Raw genomic sequence first — 23,394 nt, 5'->3', positions numbered from 1 at the left:
TTCGCTCGATCTCGTGGACGCACGGCCGTCTCCGCCCGCCGACCCCCCTCGCCGTGCTGCGCACCCCACCGCCGCTCCGCGTCGAGCCGCAGCGGGCGGGTCAGATGCCGTGCTTCTTGAGGATGGCCTCGATGTCGGAGAAGTCGTCGGCGGGGGCCTGGGGCGCGGCCGTGCCCAGGGAGGGCTTGGAGGCGGCCGGGGCGACCGTCGCCGGGGACCGGCCGGCCTTCGTCCCCTTCGCGGGCCTGTCGGCGTCGCCCAGCCGGCGCCGTTCCACGCGCCGGGTGGTGGCGAGGATCAGCCAGGCCAGCCCCAGCAGCCCGAACCCGATCCAGACGGTCGGGTTGAAGACGATGCCGGTCAGCCACTCCACGACACCCGTCAGCACGAGGCCGACCGGCACCAGCGCGTACGCGGCGATCCGCGCGGCGGCCAGGAACCGCCTGCGGTAGGCGGTCACTGCGGCGATGCCCAGGCCCGCCGCGGACACCGCGGAGCAAATGGTCTCGGCAAGCATGCGGTCCTCCGGACTCTCGGCGGCGGGGCGGTCCGTCCCCGTCCGTCCATCGTGCACCCCGCGCCGCCGCCGCGGCCAGGCGCTGGGCCTCCCCCGGCGGGATCTCCGGGGTATCTCGGGGTCCGGGTCCTCCGCAGGTGCCGGTCGGTGGGGCGGGCGGGGGCTGGGAGACTGTTCGCATGACCGATTCCGTGATCCTCGACGTCTGGTGCGAACTGCAGTGCCCCGACTGCCACCGCGCCCTGGACGACGTCCGCGCCCTGCGGGCCCGCTACGGCGACCGGCTGGACATCCGGCTGCGCCACTTCCCCCTGGAGAAGCACAAGCACGCCTTCGCCGCCGCGCAGGCGGCCGAGGAGGCGGCCGAGCAGGGGCAGGGCTGGCCCTACGCCGAGGCGCTGCTGGCCCGCACCGCGGAGCTGGCCGAGAAGGGCGAGCCCGTCCTGCTGGACGTGGCCCGCGGCCTGGGTCTGGACGTCGAGGAGTTCGACACCGCCCTGATCGACGGGCGGCACATCCTGATCGTCGACGCGGACCAGGCCGAGGGCAAGGCGATCGGCGTGACCGGCACCCCGACCTACGTGATCGGCGGCGAGCGCCTCGACGGCGGCAAGAGCCAGGAGGGCCTGCGCGCCCGCATCGAGGAGATCGCCGACCGCCTGCTCGCCGGCTGATCTCCTTCGCCCCTAGGTCCTGTCGTCAAAGTGGCGCCGGTCAGGCCCGCGGTGTCCGGTGCCGTGCATCGCAAGGCGGAGGGGCGCCCGAGTACTGGACGTACTTGGGCGCCCCGACAACGCGGCGAGGTGCGGTGCCGGGCGCCGCGGGCCAGGTGCAACTTTGACGACAGGGCCTAGATCAGCTCCTTGGAGGCGTTCACCGCGATGTCCCGGTACCCGAGCGACTCGTAGAGCCGCCGGGCCGGGGTGTTGCCCTCGACCACGTGCAGGCCCAGCCGGCTGCCTCCGGCGGCCAGGACGGTCCGTTCGGCGAGGAGCATCAGGGCGCGCCCGTGGCCCTGCCCGCGGTGTTCCGGCGCGACCTTGACGTCGTACACGTAGGGGACGGGGCCGAGGCCGGGCAGGTCGCACTCCCCGATCCACACGGTGCCCAGCGTCCGCCCCTGCGGGGTCTCCAGCAGGAGGAAGTCCGTCCCCGGGGTGTCCCGGCCGTCGGGCAGCATCCTGGCGTGTTCGGCGCGGGAGGCGGCCACGCCCTGCTCGTCGGTCATGCCGGGGGCGACCAGCCGGCGGCCGTACTCCACGATGCCCGGCTCGATCCACGCGTCGAACTCGGCCCGGGTCATCGGCCGCCCGACGCTGCCCGCCGGGAGACCCGGCGGCTGCGCCGGCAGGTCCTTGACCATGATCCGGCCGGTCTCCCGGTAGCCCAGGGCGGCGGCCATCCGCAGCGCCGGTCCGGCGTCGGCGGGCACCGACACGGCGATCCCGGTGCAGCGCCAGGAGCGCAGCACCTCCTCGGCGGCGAGGGCGGCGACCGTGCCGCGTCCCCGTCGGCGGTCGCCCTCGTCGATCCACAGCCCGCGGATCACGCCGACCGAGGGCTGGGCGGCGGACCGGGTGGCCAGTTCGAGCGTGCCGACCCGGCGGCTGTTGACCCGGACCTCGTAGGCCCGCCGCCGGGTGCCGTCACTGTTGCGCTGGAGCGGCTGCGCGGGCCGCAGGGTGGTGGTCATCACTTGGAGTTCTACCTGCCGCGCGGCTCCACGTCACCGGTGTTCACGGACCCGGTGCTCCCGGACCCGGTGTTCCCGGACCCGGTTTCGACGGGCCGGGTCTCGACGGGCCCGGTGTTCACGGGTCGAGGTCCGCGCCGGCCTTCGCCTCGAAGATCCGCATGACCTCCGCCGTGACGGGTCCGGGACCGGTTCCGGTTCCGAGTTCTCGGCCGTCGAGTCGGACGACCGCCTGGGCGTCGCGCAGCGAGGAGGTCACGATGACCTCCTCGGCCTCGGCGAGCACTTCGAAGGGCAGGTCGGTCTCCTTGGCGCCCGCCCATTCGAGGACGAGGGCCCGCGTGATGCCCGCCAGGCAACCGGTGTCCAGGGGCGGGGTGTGCAGTTCTCCGTCCAGTACGACGAACACGTTGGAGCCGGTGCCCTCGCAGAGCCGCCCGACGGTGTTGGCCAGCAGCGCCTCGGAGGCCCCGGCCCGGTGGGCGGCCGCCAGCGCGACCACGTTCTCCGCGTACGAGGTGGTCTTCAGGCCCGCCACGGCGGACCGCTCGTTGCGCACCCAGGGCACCGTCACGACGGACGTGGTGTCCGGACGGCGGGGGGACGCGGCGACGGCGACGATCAGGGTGGTGGCGGCGTCGCCCCGGTCGGATCCGAGCGGGGCCGCACCGCCGGTGTAGGTGAGGCGGAGCCGCCCGTGCTCGACCGGTTCGGCCTCCAGGACGGCGGCGCAGGCGCGGCGCACCTCGTCGAGGTCGGGGTCGGGGAGGCCGAGGCCCCGGGCCGAACGGGTCAGCCGTTCCAGGTGGCGGGTGAGCGCGAAGGGGCGGCCGCGAACGGCCTTGAGCGTCTCGAAGACGCCGTCCCCCACGGTGAGCCCGTGGTCGAGGACCGACACCGTCGCGCTGTCGACGTCCCTCAGGGCTCCGTCGAGCCAGATTCTCATGGTGCTGTCCTTCCGGTGGTGCCGTGCGCCCCCTGGGTCGCGCTGGTCTCCCGGCCCGCCGCGACCCGCAGCAGGCGGGCCGCCTTGAGCTCGGTCTCCGCCCACTCGCGGTCGGGGTCGGAACCCCAGGTGATGCCCGCCCCGGTGCCGAAGAGCAGCCGGGGGCCGCCGGGGGCCTCCCGGTCGATCCAGAAGGTACGGATGCCGACGGCGAGTTCGCCGGTGCCGCGGTCGGCGTCGACCCAGCCGACGCCCCCGCAGTAGGGGCCTCGCGGGGCGGTCTCCAGGGCCTCGATGATCCGCAGGGCGGAGGACTTGGGCGCGCCCGTGACGGATCCGGGCGGGAAGGTCGCGTCGAGGAGCTCGGGCCAGCCGGCGCCGTCGGCGAGTTCGCCGCTCACGGTGGAGACGAGGTGGACGAGGCCCGGGTGCTCCTCGACGGCGCACAGTTCGGGGACGGACACGGATCCCGTGGCGCAGACCCGGCCGAGGTCGTTGCGCACGAGGTCCACGATCATCACGTTCTCGGCGTGGTCCTTGGGGAGGAGGTCGTCGACGGTGCGGCCGGTGCCCTTGATGGGTCCGGACTCGACCCGGCGGCCGTCGCGGCGCAGGAACAGCTCGGGGGAGGCGGTGGCGATCTCGACGCCGTGCGCGGCGAGGCGAATCGTTCCTGCAAAAGGTGCGGGGTTGCCGCGGGCGAGGTGCGCGGTGAGGGCGTCGACGTCGGCGCGTTCCGGGTCCGGCAGCGGCGCGGACATCACCCTGCAGAGGTTGGCCTGGTAGACCTCGCCGGCCGCGATGTGCTCGCGGATCCGGCGTACTCCGGCGACGTACGCGGCGCGGTCCAGGGAGGAGGTCCAACGGTCGGCGGACGGCCCGCTCCAGGCCCCGGGGACGGGCGCGGGTACGGGGTCGGGTCGCACGTCCCCGAAACGCGCGCAGACGAGGCGCCCTTCGAAGTCGGCGGCCACCGCCCAGAAGCCGGTGGAGTCGAGGGCTGCGGGGTCACTGGTGACATCCCGCAGGTCGGTCGCGAGGAGGCCGCCGAAGCGGGCCATGGGGGGCAGGTCGTGCACGGCTGCGAGTCTATGACCGGCGACGCGGCGGCGCCGGTGCGGTGACGGCCGGGTGACCTGTGGTGATCGAGCGGCAGCACGCTGCGGAAACGCGTTTTTGAGCTGGCCCGGGAATCCGCTAGAGTTCAACACGTCGCCAGGGAGCGAAGGGGGAAAACCCCGGAGCGAACAAGGTGACCTGCGGACGTAGCTCAGTTGGTAGAGCACCACCTTGCCAAGGTGGATGTCGCGAGTTCGAGTCTCGTCGTCCGCTCGAAGTGGGGGATCTTCCCGAGAACCCCTGCAGCTCCATGGTGGAGTGGCCGAGAGGCGAGGCAACGGCCTGCAAAGCCGTCTACACGGGTTCAAATCCCGTCTCCACCTCCAAGGACGATTAGCTCAGCGGGAGAGCGCTTCCCTGACACGGAAGAGGTCACTGGTTCAATCCCAGTATCGTCCACTGGTCCGCAAGGATCCCCGCGCGATTAGCTCAGCGGGAGAGCGCTTCCCTGACACGGAAGAGGTCACTGGTTCAATCCCAGTATCGCGCACGCAGTACACGCACCACCTGCGGTTTCAGACCGCGGTCCCGCGCGATTAGCTCAGCGGGAGAGCGCTTCCCTGACACGGAAGAGGTCACTGGTTCAATCCCAGTATCGCGCACCACCGGAGAGCCCCGGCCGTTTCGACGGCCGGGGCTCTCGCGTTCCGCCACCCGGGTGTCCAGCAGTGCGGGGCGTCAAAAAGGGTGCTGCCCGTCCGACTCCCCAGTCGTACGGGCAGCACCCTTCACCTGCCGTCCGTCGCGCCCCCGTCCCCACGGGGTACGACAGGCCGATGTCCCGGCCCGGGCCGCTCTCCCGGGCCCGGGGCGCCGCTCAGCGCCCCGGCATCATGCCCACGGACGACGCCTGTGCCGCCAGCTGATCGAATCCTCCGAAGAGGAAGAGCAGCAGGACGGCCAGGGGGAGCACCATGGCCGCGGCCACCAGTGGGTGGCGGGTGCCGGACTCATGGCTGTTGAACGCGAATGCCTTGCGTCCCTGCCGTGCGATGTCCGCCATGGCCCTCTCCCTGTCGTCTGGCAGCGGCGGGCTCTTGACCTCGGGGGACGAGTGCATCACCCGCCGCTTGACTTCAACACTAGGCGGGCGGGGAGCCGCCGGCCTCATGCCCTCGTACCCATTTCCGGGCCTCCAGGAGGATGACGGGCACCACGCCGTGTACTCCCCTGGGTGGAGAGCGTCCCCCTCGCGTCGGGGTCTTCCCCGAGGGGATGACCGGAGGGTAGTGACTTCCCTCACTTCCGTCACTCCCCGCTCATGCGTGTCCACCGACGGGCCATCGGCAAGATCGACTCGGGGCGCGGCGGCTCCGGCGCGCGCGCCGGTGTCGTGCGGCGTGGTGCGGGGCGCCAATCCCCTTGCCCGAAGGGCCGTTTGAGCCGACCGGCCGCCACGACCCGAGCGGGGCGGGAGATCCCTGAGGCTCCCTCAAGTGTGCTGTGCCGCACTGACGATCGAATCTCCCGACGAGGGCGCGGCCTCTGAGCACGCATGCCGGATGGTCCGTAAGCTGTGCCACGTCAACAGGACGACCGTCAGCGGGGTGGACATGGCGATGATGCGGCTCCGGCGCGAGGACCCGCGTGTCGTCGGCTCGTTCAGACTGCACCGGCGGCTCGGGGCCGGCGGCATGGGCGTGGTCTACCTGGGCTCGGACCGGCGCGGACAGCGGGTCGCCCTCAAGGTCATCCGGCCGGACCTCGCCGAGGACCAGGAGTTCCGCTCGCGGTTCGCCCGCGAGGTGTCCGCGGCCCGGCGGATCCGGGGCGGGTGCACGGCGCGCCTGGTCGCCGCGGACCTGGAGGCCGAGCGGCCGTGGTTCGCCACCCAGTACGTGCCCGGGCCCTCGCTGCACGACAAGGTGGCCGAGGAGGGCCCCCTGACGGCCGCGCAGATCGCCGCCGTCGGCGCCGCCCTCTCGGAGGGGCTGGTCGCCGTCCACGAGGCGGGCGTCGTCCACCGGGACCTGAAGCCCTCGAACATCCTGCTGTCCCCCAAGGGCCCGCGGATCATCGACTTCGGCATCGCGTGGGCGACCGGGGCGAGCACCCTCACCCACGTGGGCACGGCCGTGGGCTCCCCCGGCTTCCTCGCACCCGAGCAGGTACGGGGCGCCGCCGTCACCCCCGCCACCGACGTCTTCGCGCTCGGCGCCACCCTCGCCTACGCGGCGACCGCGGACTCCCCCTTCGGACACGGCAGTTCCGAGGTCATGCTGTACCGCGTGGTGCACGAGGAACCGCACCTGCAGGGCGTCCCGGACGCGCTGGCCCCCCTCGTACGGGCCTGCCTGGCCAAGGACCCCGAGGAGCGGCCCAGCACGCTCCAGCTGTCGATGCGGCTCAAGGAGATCGCGGCCCGCGAGGCGCAGGGGCTGTCGGACGGCCGACCGCCGGCGCAGCGGGCCCGGACGGAGCGGCCGACGGGCCGGCTGCCCGAGGGGGCCCTGGACCACGCGGAGCGGCGTACGGAGCGCCGTACGGGCGGCAGCGCGCCCCGGCCGGCGCAGGGCGGCGCGCCCGGCGGCCCGCACTCGCGGCCCTCGTCGTCGCGCAACCCGCGCAACCCCGGCGGCCCGTCCTCCCGGCCGACCGCGGGGCGCACGGGCGGCCGGCCGGCTCCCCGGACGACCGGCACGGGACGGCGCCCCTCACGCCCGGACCCGAAGCTGATGCGGCAGCGCCTGATCGTGTTCATCGTGGTCACGCTGATCGTGGCGCTGGGGATCGCGGCCGCCCAGAAGCTGTAGCCCCCCTACGGGCGGCCCTGGGCCACCGCGTAGAAGGCGACCGCCGCGGCGGCGCCCACGTTCAGCGAGTCCACACCGTGGGCCATGGGGATGCGCACCCACTCGTCGGAGGCGACGAGCGCCTGCGTGGAGAGGCCGTCGCCCTCGGCGCCGAGCATGAGGGCGACCCGCTCCAGGGACTGCGGGGCGGCCACCTCGATCGGCGTCGCCTTCTCGTGCGGGGTCAGCGCGAGCAGCTTGAAACCGGCCTCGCGCACCCGGTCCAGGCTCTTGGGCCAGGCCTCGAGGCGGGCGTAGGGCACGGAGAACACGGCCCCCATGGAGACCTTCACCGAGCGCCGGTAGAGCGGGTCCGCGCAGTCGGGCGACAGCAGCACCGCGTCCATGCCGAGGGCGGCGGCGCTGCGGAAGATGGCCCCGATGTTGGTGTGGTCGTTGACGGCCTCCATGACGACCACGCGGCGGGTCGTGGCGAGGAGCTCCTCGGCCGTGGGCAGCGGCTTGCGCTGCATGGAGGCGAGGGCTCCGCGGTGCACGTGGTAGCCGGTGACGCGTTCGGCGAGGTCGGGGCTGACGGCGTAGACCGGCGCCGGGAGCTCGTCGATGACGTCGCGCATGACGTCGACCCACTTGGCGGAGAGCAGCATCGACCGCATCTCGTAACCGGCGTCCTTGGCCCGTCTGATGACCTTCTCGCCCTCGGCGATGAAGAGGCCTTCCGCGGGCTCGCGCCTGCGCCGGAGTTCGACGTCGGTCAGGCCCGTGTAGTCGCGCAGGCGCGGGTCGTCGGGGTCGGTGATGGTGATGAGATCAGCCACAGGGTGATACTGCCTTGTCCTGGGTGCGGTGCCAACGGCCTGTCAGGCGCTGGTGGGGCGAAGGTCGGTTCCGACGCGGACGACCTCGCCGATGACGATGACCGCGGGCGGCCGGACCTCCTCGGCGCGGACCCGCTCGCCGACCGTGGCGAGGGTGGCGTCCACCCGGCGCTGGGCCGCGGTGGTGCCCTCCTGGACGACCGCGACCGGGGTGTCGGCGGAGCGGCCGTGCCGCACGAGCGCCTCCGCGATCAGGCCGATCTTGTCGACGCCCATGAGGACCACCAGGGTGCCGGTGAGCCTGGCCAGCGAGGCCCAGTCCACCAGGGAGCGCGGGTCGTCGGGGCCGACGTGTCCGCTGACCACGGTGAACTCGTGGGCCACGCCGCGGTGGGTGACGGGGATGCCGACGGCCGCGGGCACCGAGATGGAGCTGGAGATTCCGGGCACGACGGTGCAGGGGATGCCGTGCTCGGCGAGGGCCTGGAGCTCCTCCATGCCGCGGCCGAAGACGTACGGGTCGCCGCCCTTGAGCCGGACCACGGCCTTGCCGGCCTTGGCGTGCTCGATCAGGGCGTTGTTGATGGCCTCCTGGGCCATGAACCGGCCGTACGGGATCTTCGCGGCGTCGATGACCTCGACGTGCGGGGGGAGTTCGTCCAGCAGGTCGCGGGGTCCGAGCCGGTCGGCGATGACCACGTCGGCCTCGGCGAGGAGGCGGCGGCCGCGCACGGTGATCAGGTCGGGGTCGCCGGGCCCGCCGCCGACGAGGGCGACGCCGGGGGTGGACTTGTGGCGGTGGCCGGGGGCGGCGAGGCTGCCGTCGCGCAGGCCCTCCACGACGGCGTCGCGCACGGCGGCGGAACGGCGCGGGTCGTTGCCCGTCAGCACGGCGACGGTGACGCCCTCGATGCGGCCCGTGGCCGGGGTCCAGGCGGTGGCGGCGGAGGCGTCGTCGGCGCGGACGCACCAGACGCGCTCGCGCTCGGCCTCGGCGGAGGCCTGCGCGTTCACCTCGCGGTGCTGCGTGGCGATGAGGGCGTACCAGGCACCGGCGAGGTCGCCGTCCTGGTAGCGGCGGCGCTCCCAGCGGATCTCGCCGGTCTCGGCCATGGCGTCCACGGAGGGGGTGGCGGAGGGCGAGACGAGCAGGACGTCGGCGCCGGCCGCGATGAGCGCCGGGAGGCGGCGCTGGGCGACCTGGCCACCGCCGATGACGACGACGCGGCGGCCGGCGAGGCGGAGTCCTACGGGGTAGGCGGGGGTGTCGGCCATGGCGGTGCGGCTCCTGATGCGGCAGTCGTTCTGTCGTGCCGCTGCGGCTCTGGAGCGGCGGGAATGCTGACGTGCGGTGATGCGGTGCGGGTCCACCATACGGCGCGGGCCGTCCCGCGGTACGGACGGGGCCGCGTCCTGCCCCGGGGCTCCGCCCCGCACCCCGCGCACCGTCGTCCCGGACCCGTGCGCGCCCGGGCCGTTCCGCGGCGCCTGGCTGCCGGTGCCACCGACCTTGGAGTGGCTCACGGGGCCGCGAGCCGGGATCGGGTGCTCAGGGCGCTCCGGTGCGCGGCCAGTCCGGGGCCCGGCGGCCGGGCCTCCGACGCCCGGGGCGGGCTGCCGGCGCCGGGCTGCCGGTGCCACCGGGGCCGCTCACGCGCCCCGGGCCCGGTTCCGGTGGCCAATACGCCGTCGGACGGCGCCCCAGCCCCACGGTGGCTCCCAGGGCCGCGAGGCGAGACCAGGCCCCGGCGCCCGGGGCGGGCTGCCGGACGCGGGGGCTGCGGGGGGGGTGGGGCGGGGCCCCTCCGGCAGGTCTCCTCGGCTCGCGAACCCCGAGCCCGGACCGGCCCGCCGGGCGGCGGTGGGTTCGCTCGGCCTGCGGGGACCTCCCGGAGTGCCCCCACCCCACGGCACTCCCGCGCGGTCCGCAGGGCAGGTACTGCCGCGCGAACCCCGGCCCGCCGGGACCCCGGCAGACACCGGCGCTGCCAGGCCCTGCGGCGGGTCAGCCGCACCTTCGGGCGGCGGTGGGTTCGCCCGGGCTGGAGGGGCCCCAGCCCTCGGCATCCCCGCGCGAACCCCGGCCCGCCGGGACCCCGGCAGACACCGGCGCTGCCAGGCCCTGCGGCGGTGGGTTCGTTCGGGCTGCGGGGGTCTTGCGGAGGGGGCCCACCTCAGGGCGCCCAGCGCGGCCCGAGCCGGTGCCTCCTGCGGGGCTGGGGGACGTGCGCCCGCGCCGGGTCAGCCGGAGCGGCGGGCGCACGGCACCCCGTTCGGGGCTACTTCTCCGTGACGCCCGCCGAGTCGAACGTGGCGACCTCGTGCATCGCGCGGGCCGCGCTCTGGACCAGCGGGAGGGCCAGGAGGGCGCCGGTGCCCTCGCCGAGGCGGAGGTCCAGGTCGACCAGGGGGCGCAGGCCCAGCTTGTTCAGGGCCGCCACGTGCCCCGGCTCCGCGCTGCGGTGGCCCGCGATGCACGCGGAGAGGGCCTCGGGCGCGATGGCACGGGCCACCAGCGCCGCCGCTCCGGCGCTGACGCCGTCCAGGATCACCGGCGTACGCAGGGACGCGCCGCCCAGCAGGAGGCCGACGATGGCGGCGTGCTCCAGGCCGCCGATGGCCGCGAGGACGCCGATGGGGTCCGCCGGATCGGGCTGGTGGAGCTCCAGGGCCCGGCGTACGACCTCGACCTTGCGGGCGTGCGTCTCGTCGTTGATGCCGGTGCCGCGACCGGTGACCTCCGACGGGTCGACGCCCGTGAAGACCGAGATCAGGGCCGCGGACACCGTGGTGTTCGCGATGCCCATCTCGCCCGTGAGGAGCGCCTTGTTGCCCGCCGCGACCAGGTCTCGGGCCGTTTCGATGCCGACCTCGATGGCCGCGACCGCTTCCTCGCGGGTCATGGCCGGGCCGGTGGACAGGTCGGCCGTGCCCGGGCGGACCTTGCGGGGCAGCAGGCCCGGGGTGGCCGGCAGGTCGCCCGCGACGCCGACGTCGATGACGCAGACCTCGGCGCCCACCTGGTTGGCGAAGGCGTTGCAGACCGCTCCGCCGCCCAGGAAGTTGGCGACCATCTGCGTGGTGACCTCCTGGGGCCACGGGGTGACTCCCTGGGCGTGCACGCCGTGGTCGCCCGCGAAGATCGCGACGGCGGCCGGTTCCGGGATCGGCGGCGGGCAGACCCGGGACAGGCCGGCCAGCTGCGCGGAGATGATCTCCAGCATGCCCAGTGCGCCCGCCGGCTTGGTCATGCGCTTCTGCCGCTCCCAGGCCTCGCCGAGCGCCTTCGCGTCGAGCGGGCGGATGCTGGCGACCGTCTCGGAGAGGAGGTCGTGCGGCTCCTCGCCGGGCAGCGCGCGACGGCCGTAGGTCTCCTCGTGGACCACCCAGGAGAGCGGGCGCCGCTGCGACCAGCCGGCCTGGGCCAGCTCGGGCTCCTCGGGGAACTCGTCGACGTAGCCGACGCACAGGTACGCGACGACCTCCAGGTGCTCCGGCAGGCCGAGCTCGCGGACCATCTCGCGCTCGTCGAAGAAGCTCACCCAGCCGACGCCGAGGCCTTCGGCGCGCGCGGCGAGCCAGAGGTTCTCGACGGCGAGGGCCGAGGAGTACGGGGCCATCTGCGGCTGGGTGTGCCGGCCGAGGGTGTGGCGGCCGCCGCGGGTGGGGTCGGCGGTCACGACGATGTTCACCGGGGTGTCGAGGATGGCCTCGATCTTGAGTTCCTTGAACTGCTTCGCCCGGCCCTTGGGCAGCGACTTCGCGTAGGCCTCGCGCTGGCGCTGGGCGAGCTCGTGCATCGTCCGGCGGGTCTCGGCGGAGCGGATGACGACGAAGTCCCAGGGCTGGGAGTGACCGACGCTGGGCGCGGTGTGGGCCGCCTCCAGGACGCGGAGCAGCACCTCGTGCGGGATCGGGTCGGTGCGGAAGCCCTTGCGGATGTCGCGGCGCTCGCGCATCACCCGCAGGACCGCCTCGCGCTCGGCGTCGGCGTAACCGGGGGCCGGCTCGCCGGGGGCGAGCTCGGCCTCGACGACCGCCTCGGGCCCGGCCTCGGGCACGACGACGGCCTCGGCCTCGGTCTCGGGCTCGGGCAGGGCCACGGCTTCGGCCGTGGCGGCCTCGACCGGCTCGGCGGCCTCTGCCGGGGCGACCGGCTCGGGCTCCGCCGGGACGGCGACCGGTTCGGCCGGGACGGGCGCGGCCCCGGTCGCCACCGGCTCCGCGGGGGCGGCCGCCACGGGCTCCGCCGGGACGGGCCCGGGCTGCACCGGCTCGGGCGTGACGGCCTCGGCCGGCTGCTCCTCGGGGGCGGCCACGGGCTCCGCCGGGGCGTGCTCCGGCAGCACCGGCTCGGGCGCCACGGGCTGGACCGGCTCGACGGCGACGGCCTCGGCCTGCTCGGCGGGCTCGACCTGGTGCGCGGGCGCGACCGGGGCGACCTCCACGGGTACGACGGCCGGCGCCTCGGCGGCGACGGGCTCGGGGGTCTCCGTCACGGGAAGGGCCTCGGCCGGTACGGCGTCGGGCTCCGCGGGGGCGTGAGCCACCGTTTCTGCGGGCTCCGGCGCGGGCTCCGGCTCCACCGCGGTCGGGACCGGCTCGGGGACCTGGACGGACTCCGCGGCCTGGGCCTCGGCGGGCGCGGACTCGGGCGCGGACTCGGGCTCGGGCTCGGGCTGCGCCACCGGCTCGGGGGCCTGGGAGGCGGGCTCGGCCGCCGGGGCCTCCGACGCGGGGACGGGGTCGGGCGTCCACGGCGTACCGGCCTGCGGCGGGACCTCGGCGAGCTGCGGGGCGGCCTGGTCCTGGCCGGCCTCGGCACGCGGGACGTCGAGGTACTCGGGCCCGATGGTCGGGGGGCCGGCCTGGTGGAGCGGGGTCGTGGGCGCCGCGGGGGCGAGCGGGGCGGCCGGCGGGGGCGTGACGGGCGCCGCGGCCGGGCCGCGGTCCGCGAGGGAGCGTACGACTCCACCGGTGGCGTCGGGCACGGGCGGGCCCATGTGCAGCGGGCGGCGGACGGGGGCCGCCGGGGCGGCGGCGGGGGCCGCGGGCGGCGGGACGAGGCCGCCGAGGTCGAGCGCGCCGGAGTCCCGGCCGCCCGTCTCGTGGGCGCCCGCGCTGTAGGAGCCCTCGGGGAAGGCGGGCTGGGGGAACTCGGCGTACGCGGCGGGCTCGGGGTACCCCGCCGGGGCGCCCGCGTAAGCGGTCCCGGCGCCGTAGGAGGCGTCGGCGTACATCTGCTGCTCGGCGTGCTGGGGCTCCACGGGGTACGCCGGGGCCTGCGGGACGACCTGGGGGTCGCTCCAGGAGCCCTGGGCGCTCGGCATCAGCAGGAGTTCCTCGTCCTCCGGCTCGGCCGGATCGTCCATGAGGTCCTGGAAGGCGTAGCCGGGCATCGGCGCCGGAACCTGGACCGGGGCGGGGATGCCCTGCTGATCCACCATGCCCGTGCTGTCCGGGAGACCCTCGCCCGGGACCTGGCCGGTGTCAGTCATGCTTACCCCTCGCCCATCGTGTTGCCTCTTCGATCACCCGGTCGCCCACGAGGCCTCCGAGCGGAGTTGCCGTGCGGTGTCGCGGGTGCGACGAGTCCGTCTCACGTGCGCCTGCGCGACAACCAGTAAGCATTGTCGCGCCCGTTGGCGATCGTGGCGGCCATAACCACCACGGTCCTCTGTGGACTGCGCCACGTCGCGCGTCCAGGCCGTGTCGCGATGCCCGAAAGGTCCGCGCAGTACGACGATCGGCCAGCCTACCCCGGGCCTCGTCTCAGCGGGTCACAGGGCGCTGAGCTGCCAGGAGGAACACCACGGAACGGTCCTGTTCCGCCCAGGTACGGGGGTCCAGGCCGATGGCCTGGAGGAGGGCGCACTCGACGTCGTAACCGTGTTCGGTGAGTACGCGCCCGATGGCCTCCGCCTCGTCGCGGGTGGACGCGTGGCTGACGATCCGTTCGGGGCGCCGGTCGGCGACGGCCGCGACGACCTCGGGACCGCCGCCGCCGACGCGGACGACGTCCGGCTCGGGCAGGCTCTCCAGGACGTGCGGTGCGCGCCCGGCGACGAACTGCAGTTGCACACCTCGGCTGCGGGCGGCGGCGGTTACGCGTTCGCGGGCACCGGGGTCGGCGTCCACGGCGATGACGGCCGCGCCGAGGGCGGCCGCGTCCACGGCCACGGCGCCGGATCCGGTGCCGATGTCCCAGACCAGGTCGCCGGTACGCGGGCCGAGCCGGGCGAGTTGGGCCGCGTGCAGCAGGGGCGACTCCCCCTCGCCCTCCCCCGCGCCCGGCTGCGGGCGGGCCCAGCCGCGGTCGGCGGAGTGGGCGGGGCTCTGGCCGAGCAGCCAGCCGGGTTCGGCGGACTGGGCCTGGCCCGCGCCGCCGATCACGATCACGACGTTCGGGTCGCGCCAGCTGTGGTCGGCGGCCTTGTCGGAGGTGAGGACGCTCACCTGCTCGCGGTCCGTGCCGAGTTCCTCGCAGACCACGAAGGTGCGGTGGACCCCGTCGAGGAGCAGGGCGAGTTCGGCGGGCCCGGCGCCGGGCGAGGTGAGGACGGCGACCTTGGGGTGGGCGCGGCAGACGTTGACGGCGCGCCGCAGGGTGCGGGGGTGGGCGACCACCACGTGGGCGTCGTCCCAGGGCATGCCGGCGCGGGCGAAGGCGGCCGCCACGGAGGAGACGGCGGGGACGACCTCGACCTCCAGACCGTGTTCCGGGGCGCGCAGGGTGCGTACGACGCCGAAGAAGCCGGGGTCGCCGTCGGCGAAGACCACGGCGGTGCCGCGGTGGCCGGCGATGCGGCGGGCGGCCAGGCCCAGGCTGCCGAGGCGGATGCGTTCGGCGGTGGGCGGGACTTCGGGGAGCGCGAGGTGGTGGGCGGCTCCGGCCACGAGGGTGGCGGCGGAGAGCGCGGACCGGGCGGCCGAGGTCAGGGGGGAACCGTCCCAGCCGATCACCGTGACCCGGTCGGCCATCGTCGTCTGTCTCCTGATGTGGGGGGTGGGCGGGAGGGGCGGGCACGGTGAGACTACCCGGTCATCGGTTCATTTCCGGTCGGCGCCGACGCGGTGGCCGTGCGCGTCGGACCGCTGTCCGGGGACCGTGTCGCCCGGGTGTGCTGCCTGGCCGCCGCGGGTGTCGTGGTCGCCGCGGGTGTCGTGGCTCTCGTAGCTCTCGTAGCCGTCGTACCCGTCGTACCCGTCGTAGTCGTCGCCCTCGTCGAGGTCCTCGGGCAGGAGGCTCCACACGATGAGGTCGGTGCGGCTGTCGGCCCAGCCGCCGTCGGCGGTCTGCGTGCGCACGGTCCAGGCGTTGCGCAGGACGCCTTCGCTGATGCAGCCGATCTTCTGGGCGACCTGCTGGGAGGCGGTGTTGTCGGCGGCGGTGCGCAGTTCGAGGCGCTCGAAGGCCTGCTCGCGGAAGAGCCATCGGGCGACGGCGAGGACGGACTCGCTGGCGTAGCCCTCGCCGCGGGCCCAGGGGGCGGTGACGTAGCCGACCTCTGTGGCGCGGGTGCGCCAGTTGGTGTTGCGGAGGTGGACGGTGCCGACGAGGCGCTGGGTGAGGAACTCGGTGACGGCGAAGACGATGCCGCGGCCCTCGGCGCGTTCGGTGTGGGAGTCGCGGGTGGCCCAGGCGTGCGCGTCGGCCCGGGTGTAGGGGTGGGGCACCGAGGTCCAGGCGGTGATGTTCTCGTCGTTCATCATCTCGACGAGCGCGGTGACGTCCTCCTCCTCGAACGGGCGCAGCACCAGCCGGTCCGTGCTGATGGTGACGTCCGGGAAGGTGGTAGTCATGCGCAGCTCCATGCCTGAGAACGTGGTGCGACCGTGGTGCGAGGCGACCGTGGGCGGGGCCGGGGGTGCGGGCCCTGGTCCACGGGTCGTAAGCCACAGCATGCAGCATCGAACGGGGGATGTGCAGGGCCGGGTTGCCCGGGAGCGGGCAGGACTCGGCCGCGGGTGCGGGCAGGACTCGGCCCCGCGCGCCGACAGGGGCGTGCGGGGCCGAGATGCATGACCGGCCGGGCCCGACGGTGCCGGGCGGCGGGGGTCAGGAGGCGGGGGTGCCGAAGGCCGGGACGACCGAGCCCTGGTACTTCTCCTCGATGAACTTCTTGACGTCGTCGGAGTTCAGGAGCTTGGCGAGCTTCTGGATCCGCGGGTCGTTCTGGTTGCCGTCCTTGACCGCGAGGAAGTTGGCGTAGGGGTTGCCCTCGGCCTTCTCCAGGACGAGCGCGTCCTTGGCGGGCGACAGGTCGGCCTCGATGGCGTAGTTGCCGTTGATCACCGCGGCGTCCACGTCGCCCAGGGCGCGCGGGACGGTGGCGGCCTCCAGCTCCTTGAACTCCAGGCCCTTCTTGTCGGTGATGTCGGACAGCTTGGCGCTGGTGCCGACGCCCTCCTTGAGGGTGATCAGGTTGTTCGCGGCGAGCAGCTGGAGCGCGCGACCCTCGTTGGTGGTGTCGTTGGGGACGGCGACGGTCTGGCCGGCCTTGATGTCGGAGAGGGCCTTGACCTTCTTCGAGTAGAGGCCGAGGGGCTCCAGGTGCACGTTCACGACCGGGACGACGTGGGTGTTGTTCTTCTTGTTGAAGTCGTCGAGGTACGGCTTGTGCTGGAAGTAGTTGCCGTCGACCTGGCCCTGCTCGGTGGCGGTGTTGGGCAGGACGTAGTCCGTGAACTCCTTGACCTCCAGCTTGAGGCCCTCCTTGGCCGCGAGCTTGTCCTTGACGAAGTTCAGGATGTCGGCGTGGGGGCTCGGGGAGGCCGCTATGACGAGCGGCTTGCTCTCGTCGGCCTTGCCGCCGTCCGTCTTGGCGGAGGACGGGTCGGAGGAGCTGCCGCATGCGGTGAGGCCGAGGGTCAGCGCGGTGGCGGTGGCGGCGAGGGCGGTGAGCTTGATGTTCTTACGCACGAAGAGTGCCTTTCTTGCGGAACAAGTACGGAGGACTTGCTGGTGGTGGCCCAAGCACGACAAGTGCGGGCTCTGTGGGGACATCAGTGGGGCCGCGGCCCGTGGTGGCCGGCGGGCCGTGGTAGCGGTGGGGCTGGTCCGTCGGTGCGGTCAGGCCGTCCGGCCGCGGCGGGCCAGGAGGCGTACGACGCCGTCGCCGATCAGCTGGACCACGGTGACGAGGACGATGAGGACCACGACGGTGGCGACCATGAAGCCGGTCTCGAAGCGCTGGAAGCCGTACGTGATGGCCTTGGAGCCCAGGCCCTCGCCGCCGACGGCGCCCGCCATGGCGGAGTAGCCGACGAGGGTGATGACGGTGGTGGTGACGCCCGCGACCAGCGAGGGCAGGGCCTGCGGGAGCAGGACCTTGCCGACCAGGGTCGGGATGCCGCCGCCCATGGACTCGACGGCCTCGATCAGGCCGTGGTCCACTTCGCGGACGGCCGTCTCGACGAGCCGGGCGAAGAAGGGGATGGCGCCGATGGCCAGCGGGACGATCATGGCGGTGGGGCCGATGAAGGTGCCGACGACCGCGGTGGTGACCGGGATCAGGAAGATCAGCAGGATGATGAACGGCAGGGAGCGGCCCATGTTCACGATCACGCCGAGGATCTTGTTGAGCGGCTGGTTCTGCAGCAGGCCGCCCTTGTCGGTGAGGACGAGCAGGATGCCGATGGGCAGTCCGCCGAGGACGGTCACCAGGGTGGACCACAGCACCATGTAGAGGGTGTCGTAGGTGCCCTGGGTGAGCAGGGGCTGCATCTCGGACCAGGTCACTTGGCACCATCCTTGGCCAGCTCGGTCAGGTCGGTCAGTTCGGCCAGCTCGCCGTCGATCCCGTCGGCCCCGTCGGCCCCGTCGGCCTCGTCGACGACGTCGACCTGGAGGCCCTGCTCGCGCAGGAAGCCCACGGGCACGACGTTGTCCTCGTAGCGGCCGGGCAGTTCGATGCGCATGCGGCCGATGAGGCGGCCGGCGACGGTGTCCATCGCGGCGCCGAGGATCGAGATGTCGATGTTGTACGTGCGCGAGAGCTGCGAGATGACCGGCTGGGCGGCGGCCTCGCCGTGGAAGGTGACGTCGACGACCGTGCGGTCGGGGCCGGAGGCGGCGCCGGTGACCGGGAACAGTTCGCCGGCGAGCTCGGAACCGGGGGTGGCGAGCAGTTCGGCGACGGTCCCGGACTCGACGATCCGGCCCTTCTTCATCAGGGCGGCCGAGTCGCAGACGGTCTTGACGACGTCCATCTCGTGCGTGATGAGCAGCACGGTGAGGCCGAGCTGTTCGTTGAGGTCGCGCAGCAGCTTCAGGATGGAGCGGGTGGTCTCGGGGTCGAGGGCGCTGGTGGCCTCGTCGGAGAGCAGCACCTTGGGGTCGCCGGCCAGGGCGCGGGCGATGCCGACGCGCTGCTTCTGACCGCCGGAGAGCTGGGTGGGGTAGGCCTTGGCCTTGTCGGCGAGGCCGACCAGGTCGAGGAGTTCCAGGGCCTTGCGGGAGCGCTCGCGGCCGGAGACGCCGAGGATCTCCAGGGGCAGCTCGATGTTGGCCTGGACGGTGCGCGAGGACAGCAGGTTGAAGTGCTGGAAGACCATGCCGATACGGCTGCGGGCCTCGCGCAGTTCCTTGCCGGCGCGGCGGCCGCGGCCGGCCAGCGCGGTCAGGTCGACCCCGTCGACGTGCACGGTGCCGGTGGTGGGGCGCTCCAGCAGGTTCACGCAGCGGATCAGGGAGGACTTGCCGGCGCCGCTCTGGCCGATGACTCCGTAGACCTCGCCCTCACGGACGTGGAGGTCGACGCCGTCCAGGGCGGTGACCTCGCGGCCACGGGACTGGTAGACCTTCGTGAGGCCCGATGTGGTGATCACAGGATTTCCGTCGCTGTCGAGTGCGCGGCGCAGCGGGGTGCCGGGCACGGGGCAAACATCTGGGACGCGATACGGGACGAACCGTCAGAAAACGATGGCTTCGACGCGTGCGCGGGGCATGAGTGGGCCGGGCTGTCCATCAGGGATGGCGTACGGGCGCGGCCGGTCTCGCTTCGGGGCGCGAGGCTCAGGAAGGGGCCCTCAGAAGGCGCACATTCGACACATACAGCGAGCACCGGGCGTCATCGTCGCCTCGGTCGCAAGGGTGCGGCTGCTCGTCGTGGTCATGGGCACCAGTAAAGCAGACGTATCCCGTCACCGATCAAAGCTGTCCGCATAGCGGACGAGATTCGGCCGCATACCGGACAACACCGGCCAGCCGGGGCCGTCCGTCCCACTCCGCCGTCCTCCACCCTGACCTGCGCGGACACGCTCCCCCGGGCGGTCGGCGGCAGGGCGTCGCAGGGGGCGCGGGCGGGGCCCCGCGAGGCGCCCCTGTGGTCAAGACCACGATCGCGCCGAGGGTGGCCGCCGCCCGAGCCGGGGCCGCGGTACGGGAAGGGGCGCGCGCATCGGGTCTTTCGGCCCGTAATACCCTCGCTGCATGCTCGACGCCCTGACGGTCGCCATCGGCGTGGCCGCACTCGCCCTCGCCGCCTGGTGCGGATACGCCGCGCTGCGGGACCAGCCGACCAAGGACTGGCACTTCATCGGCATGGCCGTCGTGACCGTGCTGGTCCTGGCGCAGCTGGTGATCGGCCTGGTGCAGCTGGCCAGGGGCGAGAAGCCCGACGAGGGCACCGTGATCTTCGTGGCCTACCTGCTCGGCGCGTTCGCCGCGGTACCGGCCGCCGGGCTGCTCTCGCTGACCGAGCGGACCAAGTGGGGGTCGGTGACGGTGGCCGCGGGCGCGGTCGTCCTCGCCGTCCTCGAAGTACGGCTCTACGACATCTGGGGAACCACCGGTGCCTGACGCTGAGACGACGACCGCCACTCCCGCCGGGCGCAAGCGGCTGGTCTCCGGGCCGGGACTGCTGCTGGTGTGGCTCTACGGGGTGATGGTGGTGGGCGCGGTCTCGCGGTCGGCCTACCAGATCTCCACCGAGTTCGACCGGGCGCCGCTGGCCTACTCGCTGTCCGCGGTGGCGGCACTGGCCTACGCGTTCATCACGTACTCGCTGGTGCGCGGCGGCGAGGCGGCGCGCAGGGCGGCGCTGGTGTGCTGCGCCGCGGAGCTGGCGGGCGTGCTGGCCGTGGGCACGTGGACCCTGGTGCGCCCGGAGGCGTTCCCGGACACGACCGTCTGGTCGCAGTTCGGGATGGGCTACCTGTTCATCCCGGTGATCCTGCCGATCACCGGGATGCTCTGGCTGCGCAGGCGCTGAACCGGCCGCGGCTCAGGCGCTGACCGCGAAGTCGGTGGGGTCCTTGGCTTCCTTCTCCAGGATCACCAGCTGCACGCCGTCGGACGCGGTGCGTCCGCCGACCTTGACGTAGCCGGCCTTGCGGTAGAGCCGCAGGTTCGACTCGCTCTTGTGGCCGGTGTGCAGGCGGAAGCGGGTGGTGGTGCCGGGGCTCGCGAGGGCCTCCTCCACGGCGCGCAGCAGGCGGGCGCCCAGCCCGTGGCCCTGCAGGCGGGGGTGGACGCAGAGCTTGGCGATCTTGGCGGTGCCCTCTTCGTCCACGCTGCCGCGCACGGTTCCGACGATCTCGTCTCCGAGCCGGGCCACCAGGACGGTGTCCGTCGCGAGTTCTCCCTTGAGGGAGTCCAGGGATTGGGTGAGCGGCTGGATGAGGTAGTTGCCGTACAGCTCGGCCTCGCGCTGGAACGCCAGGTACTGCAGTTTGAAGATCTGCTCGACGTCCTCGGCAGCCGCCGCCGAAATGGTCACGCTCATGCCCATGTGCGCATGCCTCCAGCTCACCTGGTAGCCCGTTGGTCTACCGCTCCCTTCCCCGAAGGCCAGGAGCCGCAACCTCTGCCGCGAGCATTCTGCGCAGACATCCCAGGCAACGGGAACGCACGGGCCCTAAACTTCCTTGTGAGATACCCAACTCTCCTGCGATTTCACGGTATGTGAGGTCTCTGGGCGAAAGAAGTGCCTTCATCAGCTCGGGGCAGCGCCCGGGCAACCGGGCGACGGCCGATCGGAGGGCCCGGTTCTCCTCGCCGTGCAGCAGGGCGTCTTCGGGCTCCGGTCCGGGACCGTCGGCGGCGCCCGCCCGCGGGCGGTGGTCGTACGGGACCTCGCGCCGCGTACGGCGGCGGGCGAGCCGGGCCTCGGCCCGCACCGCACGGCGCAGCCAGCGGGCCGGCTCGGCCGGGTCCGCGGGATCGGGAGCGCGCCGGCCGCTCTCCAGCAGCCTGACCCAGACGGCTTGTTCGAGGTCGGCCGCGTCCACTCCGGCGGCCGGGGCCTCCGCCGCCGCCTCCGCGGAGAGCAGCGGGGCCAGTTCGTTGACGAGGTCGGGGTCCTTCAGCAGGTCCATGCCGAGCGGGACGAGTGGGTCGTGCCCGGTGGTTTCCCCGCCGGGCACGGCCCACTCGTTCGAGAAACGGGGGCTCAGCCGTTGACGGGGCGTCGGCCCGGTCGGAAGGCCTCGGCGGCGAGCAGTCCGGTGTCCGGGTTGTCGGTGAAGATCCCGTCGATGCCCTGTTCGAAGTAGGTACGGAAGGCGCCGAGGGCGTCCCCGTAGGCGGCCGGATCGGTGCCCCTGCGGTACTCGGCGGGCAGGAAGCTGTTCTCGTTGCGCGCGGTATAGGGGTGCAGCAGCAGTCCGCGGGCGTGGGCGTCCTTCACCAGGGTGGTCGGAGCGCCGAGCCGGCCGGCCGCGTCGCGCGGGAGGATCAGGTCCATGGTGGGGCCGATGCCCTGGGCGAAGCCGGCGATCCACCGGAGTCCCTCGGGCTTGACCAGATCGGCGACCGTACGTGGGTCCCCCGCCTGTTCGAAGTCCCACGGGCGGGTGTTCGCGGCGGAGAGCAGGACCACGCGGGGCGCGGAGACCAGCCGGGAGAGCCGCTGGATGCTGGAGGGTTCGAAGGACTGGAGGAAGACGGCGGCGTCGCGGCCGTCGCGCCGGTACCGGCGCAGCAGCCGGGCGAGGGGTTCCTCCAGGCCGAGGCCCAGACCGCGGAAGTAGGTGGGGTGCTTGGTCTCGACGTGCAGCCAGATGCGCTCGGCGCGCCGCCGGCCCTCGCGGTCGGCCCAGCGGAGCACCTCCTCGAAGGTGGGGACCGCCCACTGGCCGTCGTAGAGCGTGTTGCGCTGGCGGACGGCGGGGATACGTTCCTTCGCGCGCAGGGTCTTCAGCTCGGCGAGGGTGAAGTCCTCGGTGAACCATCCGGTGACCGGTACCCCGTCGACGGTTTTGGTGGTGCGCCGCGAGGCGAACTCCGGGTGGTCGGCGACGTCGGTGGTCCCGCCGATCTCGTTCTCGTGGCGGCACACCAGATGGCCGTCCCGGGTGGGGACCAGGTCCTGCTCGATGACGTCCGCCCCCAGGTCGAGGGCGAGCTGGTAGGACCCGAGCGTGTGCTCCGGCCGGTAGCCGCTGGCGCCGCGGTGGCCGATGACCGTGGGGTACGGGAGGTCCCGGAAGCCGTCGCCGCGCCCGCGTCCGCCGCCGTCCGCGGAGGCGGGGCCGGACGCGGAGGCGGAGGCGGCGGAGGCCGGTCCCGCCGCGAGTCCGGTGATCCCGGCCCCGGCCGCCACCGCGGCCGCCCCCAGGACCGTGCGCCGCGCTGCCCCACCCTGCGTCATGAGCCACTCCTCGTCGTGAAGGCCCCGGACGACCCTGGCGGCCCCGGGGCGTGAAGGTCGTGATCGGCGTGCCGATGGTAGGCAAACGGGGGTGTCCGCAGGGGGTGCCTCGTGGGCACAACCGGGGAACTTGGCGAAAACGCGCGTCAACAATACGTATCCGACACGTGAACCCGATGTGCGCTCCGAGCTGACCCGCGAGTATCGTCCTCACCTGCGCTACTGCCGAGTGGTGGGTGCGCGAGCCGCTTTTCGATGCCGGAGGGCCCACGTTGTTCCGTACGAAGCTCATCAAAGCCACTGTCGGACCGGTCATGCGCACGATGTTCCGCACCCGCGTGGAGGGCGTCGAGAACATCCCCGGCTCCGGACCGGTGATTCTGGCGGGCAACCACCTCACCTTCATCGACTCCATGATCCTTCCGCTGGTGTGCGACCGCACGGTCCACTTCATCGGCAAGGACGAGTACGTGACCGGCAAGGGCCTCAAGGGCCGGCTCATGGCGTGGTTCTTCACCGGCTCCGGCATGATCCCCGTCGACCGTGACGGTGCGAACGGCGGCGTCGCGGCGCTGATGACCGGCCGCAGGATCCTCGAAGAGGGCAAGATCTTCGGCATCTACCCGGAGGGCACCCGCTCCCCCGACGGCCGCCTGTACCGCGGTCGCACCGGTATCGCCCGCCTCACCCTGATGACCGGCGCCCCCGTGGTGCCGTTCGCGATGATCGGCACCGACAAGCTCCAGCCCGGCGGCGCCGGCATGCCGCGACCGGGCCGGGTCACGGTCCGCTTCGGCGAGCCGATGGAGTTCTCCCGCTACGAGGGCATGGACCGCGACCGGTACGTGCTGCGGGCCGTCACGGACTCGGTGATGGCCGAGGTCATGCGGCTCTCGGGCCAGGAGTACGTCGACATGTACGCGACCAAGGCGAAGGCCGCCTGACCGGCTGCCG

General features: G+C 73.4%; 21 protein-coding genes and 5 tRNA genes. 10 read left to right on the top strand and 16 right to left on the bottom strand.

Translation table 11 applies throughout. The features are described from left to right. Positions 1-100: 100 nt before the first annotated feature. The gene (locus tag AC2RP6_RS30865; RefSeq protein ID WP_486449139.1) at positions 101-517 is read right to left on the bottom strand and encodes a hypothetical protein; all 417 of its coding nucleotides are present in this window, start codon (positions 515-517) and stop codon (positions 101-103) included. A 179-nt stretch (positions 518-696) separates the two neighbouring features. Between AC2RP6_RS30865 and AC2RP6_RS30860 the strand changes: the two genes are divergently transcribed. Continuing rightward, on the top strand, positions 697-1,191 hold the full coding sequence (locus AC2RP6_RS30860) for a DsbA family protein (RefSeq protein WP_486449138.1): 495 nt from the start codon (positions 697-699) through the stop codon (positions 1,189-1,191). 176 nt (positions 1,192-1,367) lie between these two features. On the opposite strand, the gene AC2RP6_RS30855 is transcribed toward AC2RP6_RS30860, so the two are convergent. The 3 genes from AC2RP6_RS30855 to AC2RP6_RS30845 all read right to left on the bottom strand — a co-directional run bounded on the left by AC2RP6_RS30855 (position 1,368) and on the right by AC2RP6_RS30845 (position 4,235). After that, positions 1,368-2,210: a GNAT family N-acetyltransferase gene (locus AC2RP6_RS30855; protein WP_486449137.1), complete on the bottom strand. Its 843-nt coding sequence runs from the start codon at positions 2,208-2,210 to the stop codon at positions 1,368-1,370. 118 nt (positions 2,211-2,328) lie between these two features. Continuing rightward, positions 2,329-3,156, bottom strand: coding sequence for an aminotransferase class IV (locus AC2RP6_RS30850; protein WP_486449136.1), 828 nt, complete (start codon positions 3,154-3,156; stop codon positions 2,329-2,331). Further along, on the bottom strand, positions 3,153-4,235 hold the full coding sequence (locus tag AC2RP6_RS30845) for a chorismate-binding protein (RefSeq protein ID WP_486449135.1): 1,083 nt from the start codon (positions 4,233-4,235) through the stop codon (positions 3,153-3,155). Before AC2RP6_RS30845 ends, AC2RP6_RS30850 begins: the two co-directional genes overlap by 4 nt. Before the next feature lie 180 nt (positions 4,236-4,415). Here AC2RP6_RS30845 and AC2RP6_RS30840 point away from each other — a divergent pair. The 5 genes from AC2RP6_RS30840 (at position 4,416) to AC2RP6_RS30820 (ending at position 4,880) form a co-directional block, all read left to right on the top strand. Further along, positions 4,416-4,488 (top strand) — tRNA-Gly (locus AC2RP6_RS30840). Between the two features lie 39 nt (positions 4,489-4,527). Further along, a tRNA-Cys gene (locus AC2RP6_RS30835) sits at positions 4,528-4,601 on the top strand. Between the two features lies 1 nt (position 4,602). Further along, positions 4,603-4,674: transfer RNA gene (locus AC2RP6_RS30830), tRNA-Val, on the top strand. A gap of 19 nt (positions 4,675-4,693) precedes the next feature. After that, positions 4,694-4,765 (top strand) — tRNA-Val (locus AC2RP6_RS30825). Positions 4,766-4,805: 40 nt separating this feature from the next. After that, positions 4,806-4,880, top strand: a tRNA-Val gene (locus AC2RP6_RS30820). A 212-nt stretch (positions 4,881-5,092) separates the two neighbouring features. On the opposite strand, the gene AC2RP6_RS30815 is transcribed toward AC2RP6_RS30820, so the two are convergent. Continuing rightward, entirely contained in the window at positions 5,093-5,278 is a 186-nt protein-coding gene (locus AC2RP6_RS30815) for a hypothetical protein (RefSeq protein ID WP_486449134.1), read from the bottom strand. A 550-nt stretch (positions 5,279-5,828) separates the two neighbouring features. Here AC2RP6_RS30815 and AC2RP6_RS30810 point away from each other — a divergent pair. Beyond that, positions 5,829-7,028 (top strand): serine/threonine-protein kinase, encoded by a 1,200-nt coding sequence (locus AC2RP6_RS30810; protein WP_486450516.1) that lies wholly within the window; start codon positions 5,829-5,831, stop codon positions 7,026-7,028. A 5-nt stretch (positions 7,029-7,033) separates the two neighbouring features. Here the strand turns inward: AC2RP6_RS30810 and AC2RP6_RS30805 are convergent, their stop codons facing one another. The 8 genes from AC2RP6_RS30805 to AC2RP6_RS30770 all read right to left on the bottom strand — a co-directional run bounded on the left by AC2RP6_RS30805 (position 7,034) and on the right by AC2RP6_RS30770 (position 18,676). Beyond that, positions 7,034-7,846 carry a TrmH family RNA methyltransferase gene (locus AC2RP6_RS30805; protein ID WP_486449133.1) on the bottom strand — a complete coding sequence of 271 codons (813 nt, stop codon included), beginning with the start codon at positions 7,844-7,846 and terminating at the stop codon, positions 7,034-7,036. A 42-nt stretch (positions 7,847-7,888) separates the two neighbouring features. Continuing rightward, positions 7,889-9,121 (bottom strand): uroporphyrinogen-III C-methyltransferase, encoded by a 1,233-nt coding sequence (gene cobA / locus AC2RP6_RS30800; RefSeq protein ID WP_486449132.1) that lies wholly within the window; start codon positions 9,119-9,121, stop codon positions 7,889-7,891. 1,004 nt (positions 9,122-10,125) lie between these two features. After that, positions 10,126-13,344, bottom strand: coding sequence for a nicotinate-nucleotide--dimethylbenzimidazole phosphoribosyltransferase (gene cobT, locus AC2RP6_RS30795; protein ID WP_486449131.1), 3,219 nt, complete (start codon positions 13,342-13,344; stop codon positions 10,126-10,128). Positions 13,345-13,618: 274 nt separating this feature from the next. Next, on the bottom strand, positions 13,619-14,827 hold the full coding sequence (gene cbiE / locus AC2RP6_RS30790) for a precorrin-6y C5,15-methyltransferase (decarboxylating) subunit CbiE (protein WP_486449130.1): 1,209 nt from the start codon (positions 14,825-14,827) through the stop codon (positions 13,619-13,621). A 69-nt stretch (positions 14,828-14,896) separates the two neighbouring features. Continuing rightward, a complete protein-coding gene (locus AC2RP6_RS30785) occupies positions 14,897-15,649 on the bottom strand; it encodes a GNAT family N-acetyltransferase (protein WP_486449129.1) in 753 nt (250 codons plus the stop codon). 256 nt (positions 15,650-15,905) lie between these two features. Continuing rightward, entirely contained in the window at positions 15,906-16,769 is an 864-nt protein-coding gene (locus tag AC2RP6_RS30780; protein ID WP_486449128.1) for a MetQ/NlpA family ABC transporter substrate-binding protein, read from the bottom strand. A 150-nt stretch (positions 16,770-16,919) separates the two neighbouring features. Further along, positions 16,920-17,588, bottom strand: coding sequence for a methionine ABC transporter permease (locus AC2RP6_RS30775; protein WP_486449127.1), 669 nt, complete (start codon positions 17,586-17,588; stop codon positions 16,920-16,922). Then, positions 17,585-18,676, bottom strand: a complete 1,092-nt coding sequence (locus tag AC2RP6_RS30770; RefSeq protein WP_486450515.1) for a methionine ABC transporter ATP-binding protein — start codon at positions 18,674-18,676, stop codon at positions 17,585-17,587. Before AC2RP6_RS30770 ends, AC2RP6_RS30775 begins: the two co-directional genes overlap by 4 nt. A 604-nt stretch (positions 18,677-19,280) precedes the next feature. On the opposite strand from AC2RP6_RS30770, the gene AC2RP6_RS30765 reads away from it, so the two are divergent. After that, positions 19,281-19,649 (top strand): hypothetical protein, encoded by a 369-nt coding sequence (locus AC2RP6_RS30765; protein WP_486449126.1) that lies wholly within the window; start codon positions 19,281-19,283, stop codon positions 19,647-19,649. Continuing rightward, positions 19,642-20,061 carry a hypothetical protein gene (locus AC2RP6_RS30760; RefSeq protein WP_486449125.1) on the top strand — a complete coding sequence of 140 codons (420 nt, stop codon included), beginning with the start codon at positions 19,642-19,644 and terminating at the stop codon, positions 20,059-20,061. Before AC2RP6_RS30765 ends, AC2RP6_RS30760 begins: the two co-directional genes overlap by 8 nt. Positions 20,062-20,073: 12 nt before the next feature. Here the strand turns inward: AC2RP6_RS30760 and AC2RP6_RS30755 are convergent, their stop codons facing one another. The 3 genes from AC2RP6_RS30755 to AC2RP6_RS30745 form a co-directional block, all read right to left on the bottom strand. After that, positions 20,074-20,580: a GNAT family N-acetyltransferase gene (locus AC2RP6_RS30755; RefSeq protein WP_486449124.1), complete on the bottom strand. Its 507-nt coding sequence runs from the start codon at positions 20,578-20,580 to the stop codon at positions 20,074-20,076. A 37-nt stretch (positions 20,581-20,617) separates the two neighbouring features. After that, positions 20,618-21,166 carry a sigma-70 family RNA polymerase sigma factor gene (locus tag AC2RP6_RS30750; protein ID WP_486450514.1) on the bottom strand — a complete coding sequence of 183 codons (549 nt, stop codon included), beginning with the start codon at positions 21,164-21,166 and terminating at the stop codon, positions 20,618-20,620. Between the two features lie 74 nt (positions 21,167-21,240). Next, on the bottom strand, positions 21,241-22,440 hold the full coding sequence (locus AC2RP6_RS30745; protein WP_486449123.1) for a glycerophosphodiester phosphodiesterase: 1,200 nt from the start codon (positions 22,438-22,440) through the stop codon (positions 21,241-21,243). A gap of 314 nt (positions 22,441-22,754) precedes the next feature. On the opposite strand from AC2RP6_RS30745, the gene AC2RP6_RS30740 reads away from it, so the two are divergent. Continuing rightward, the gene (locus AC2RP6_RS30740) at positions 22,755-23,384 is read left to right on the top strand and encodes a lysophospholipid acyltransferase family protein (protein ID WP_037696105.1); all 630 of its coding nucleotides are present in this window, start codon (positions 22,755-22,757) and stop codon (positions 23,382-23,384) included. Positions 23,385-23,394 lie beyond the last annotated feature (10 nt).

The sequence above is a fragment of the Streptomyces sp. WAC03905 genome (assembly GCF_057371075.1).
The sequence above is the reverse complement of the archived record's forward strand: the minus strand, read 5'-3'. Positions and strand labels throughout refer to the sequence as shown.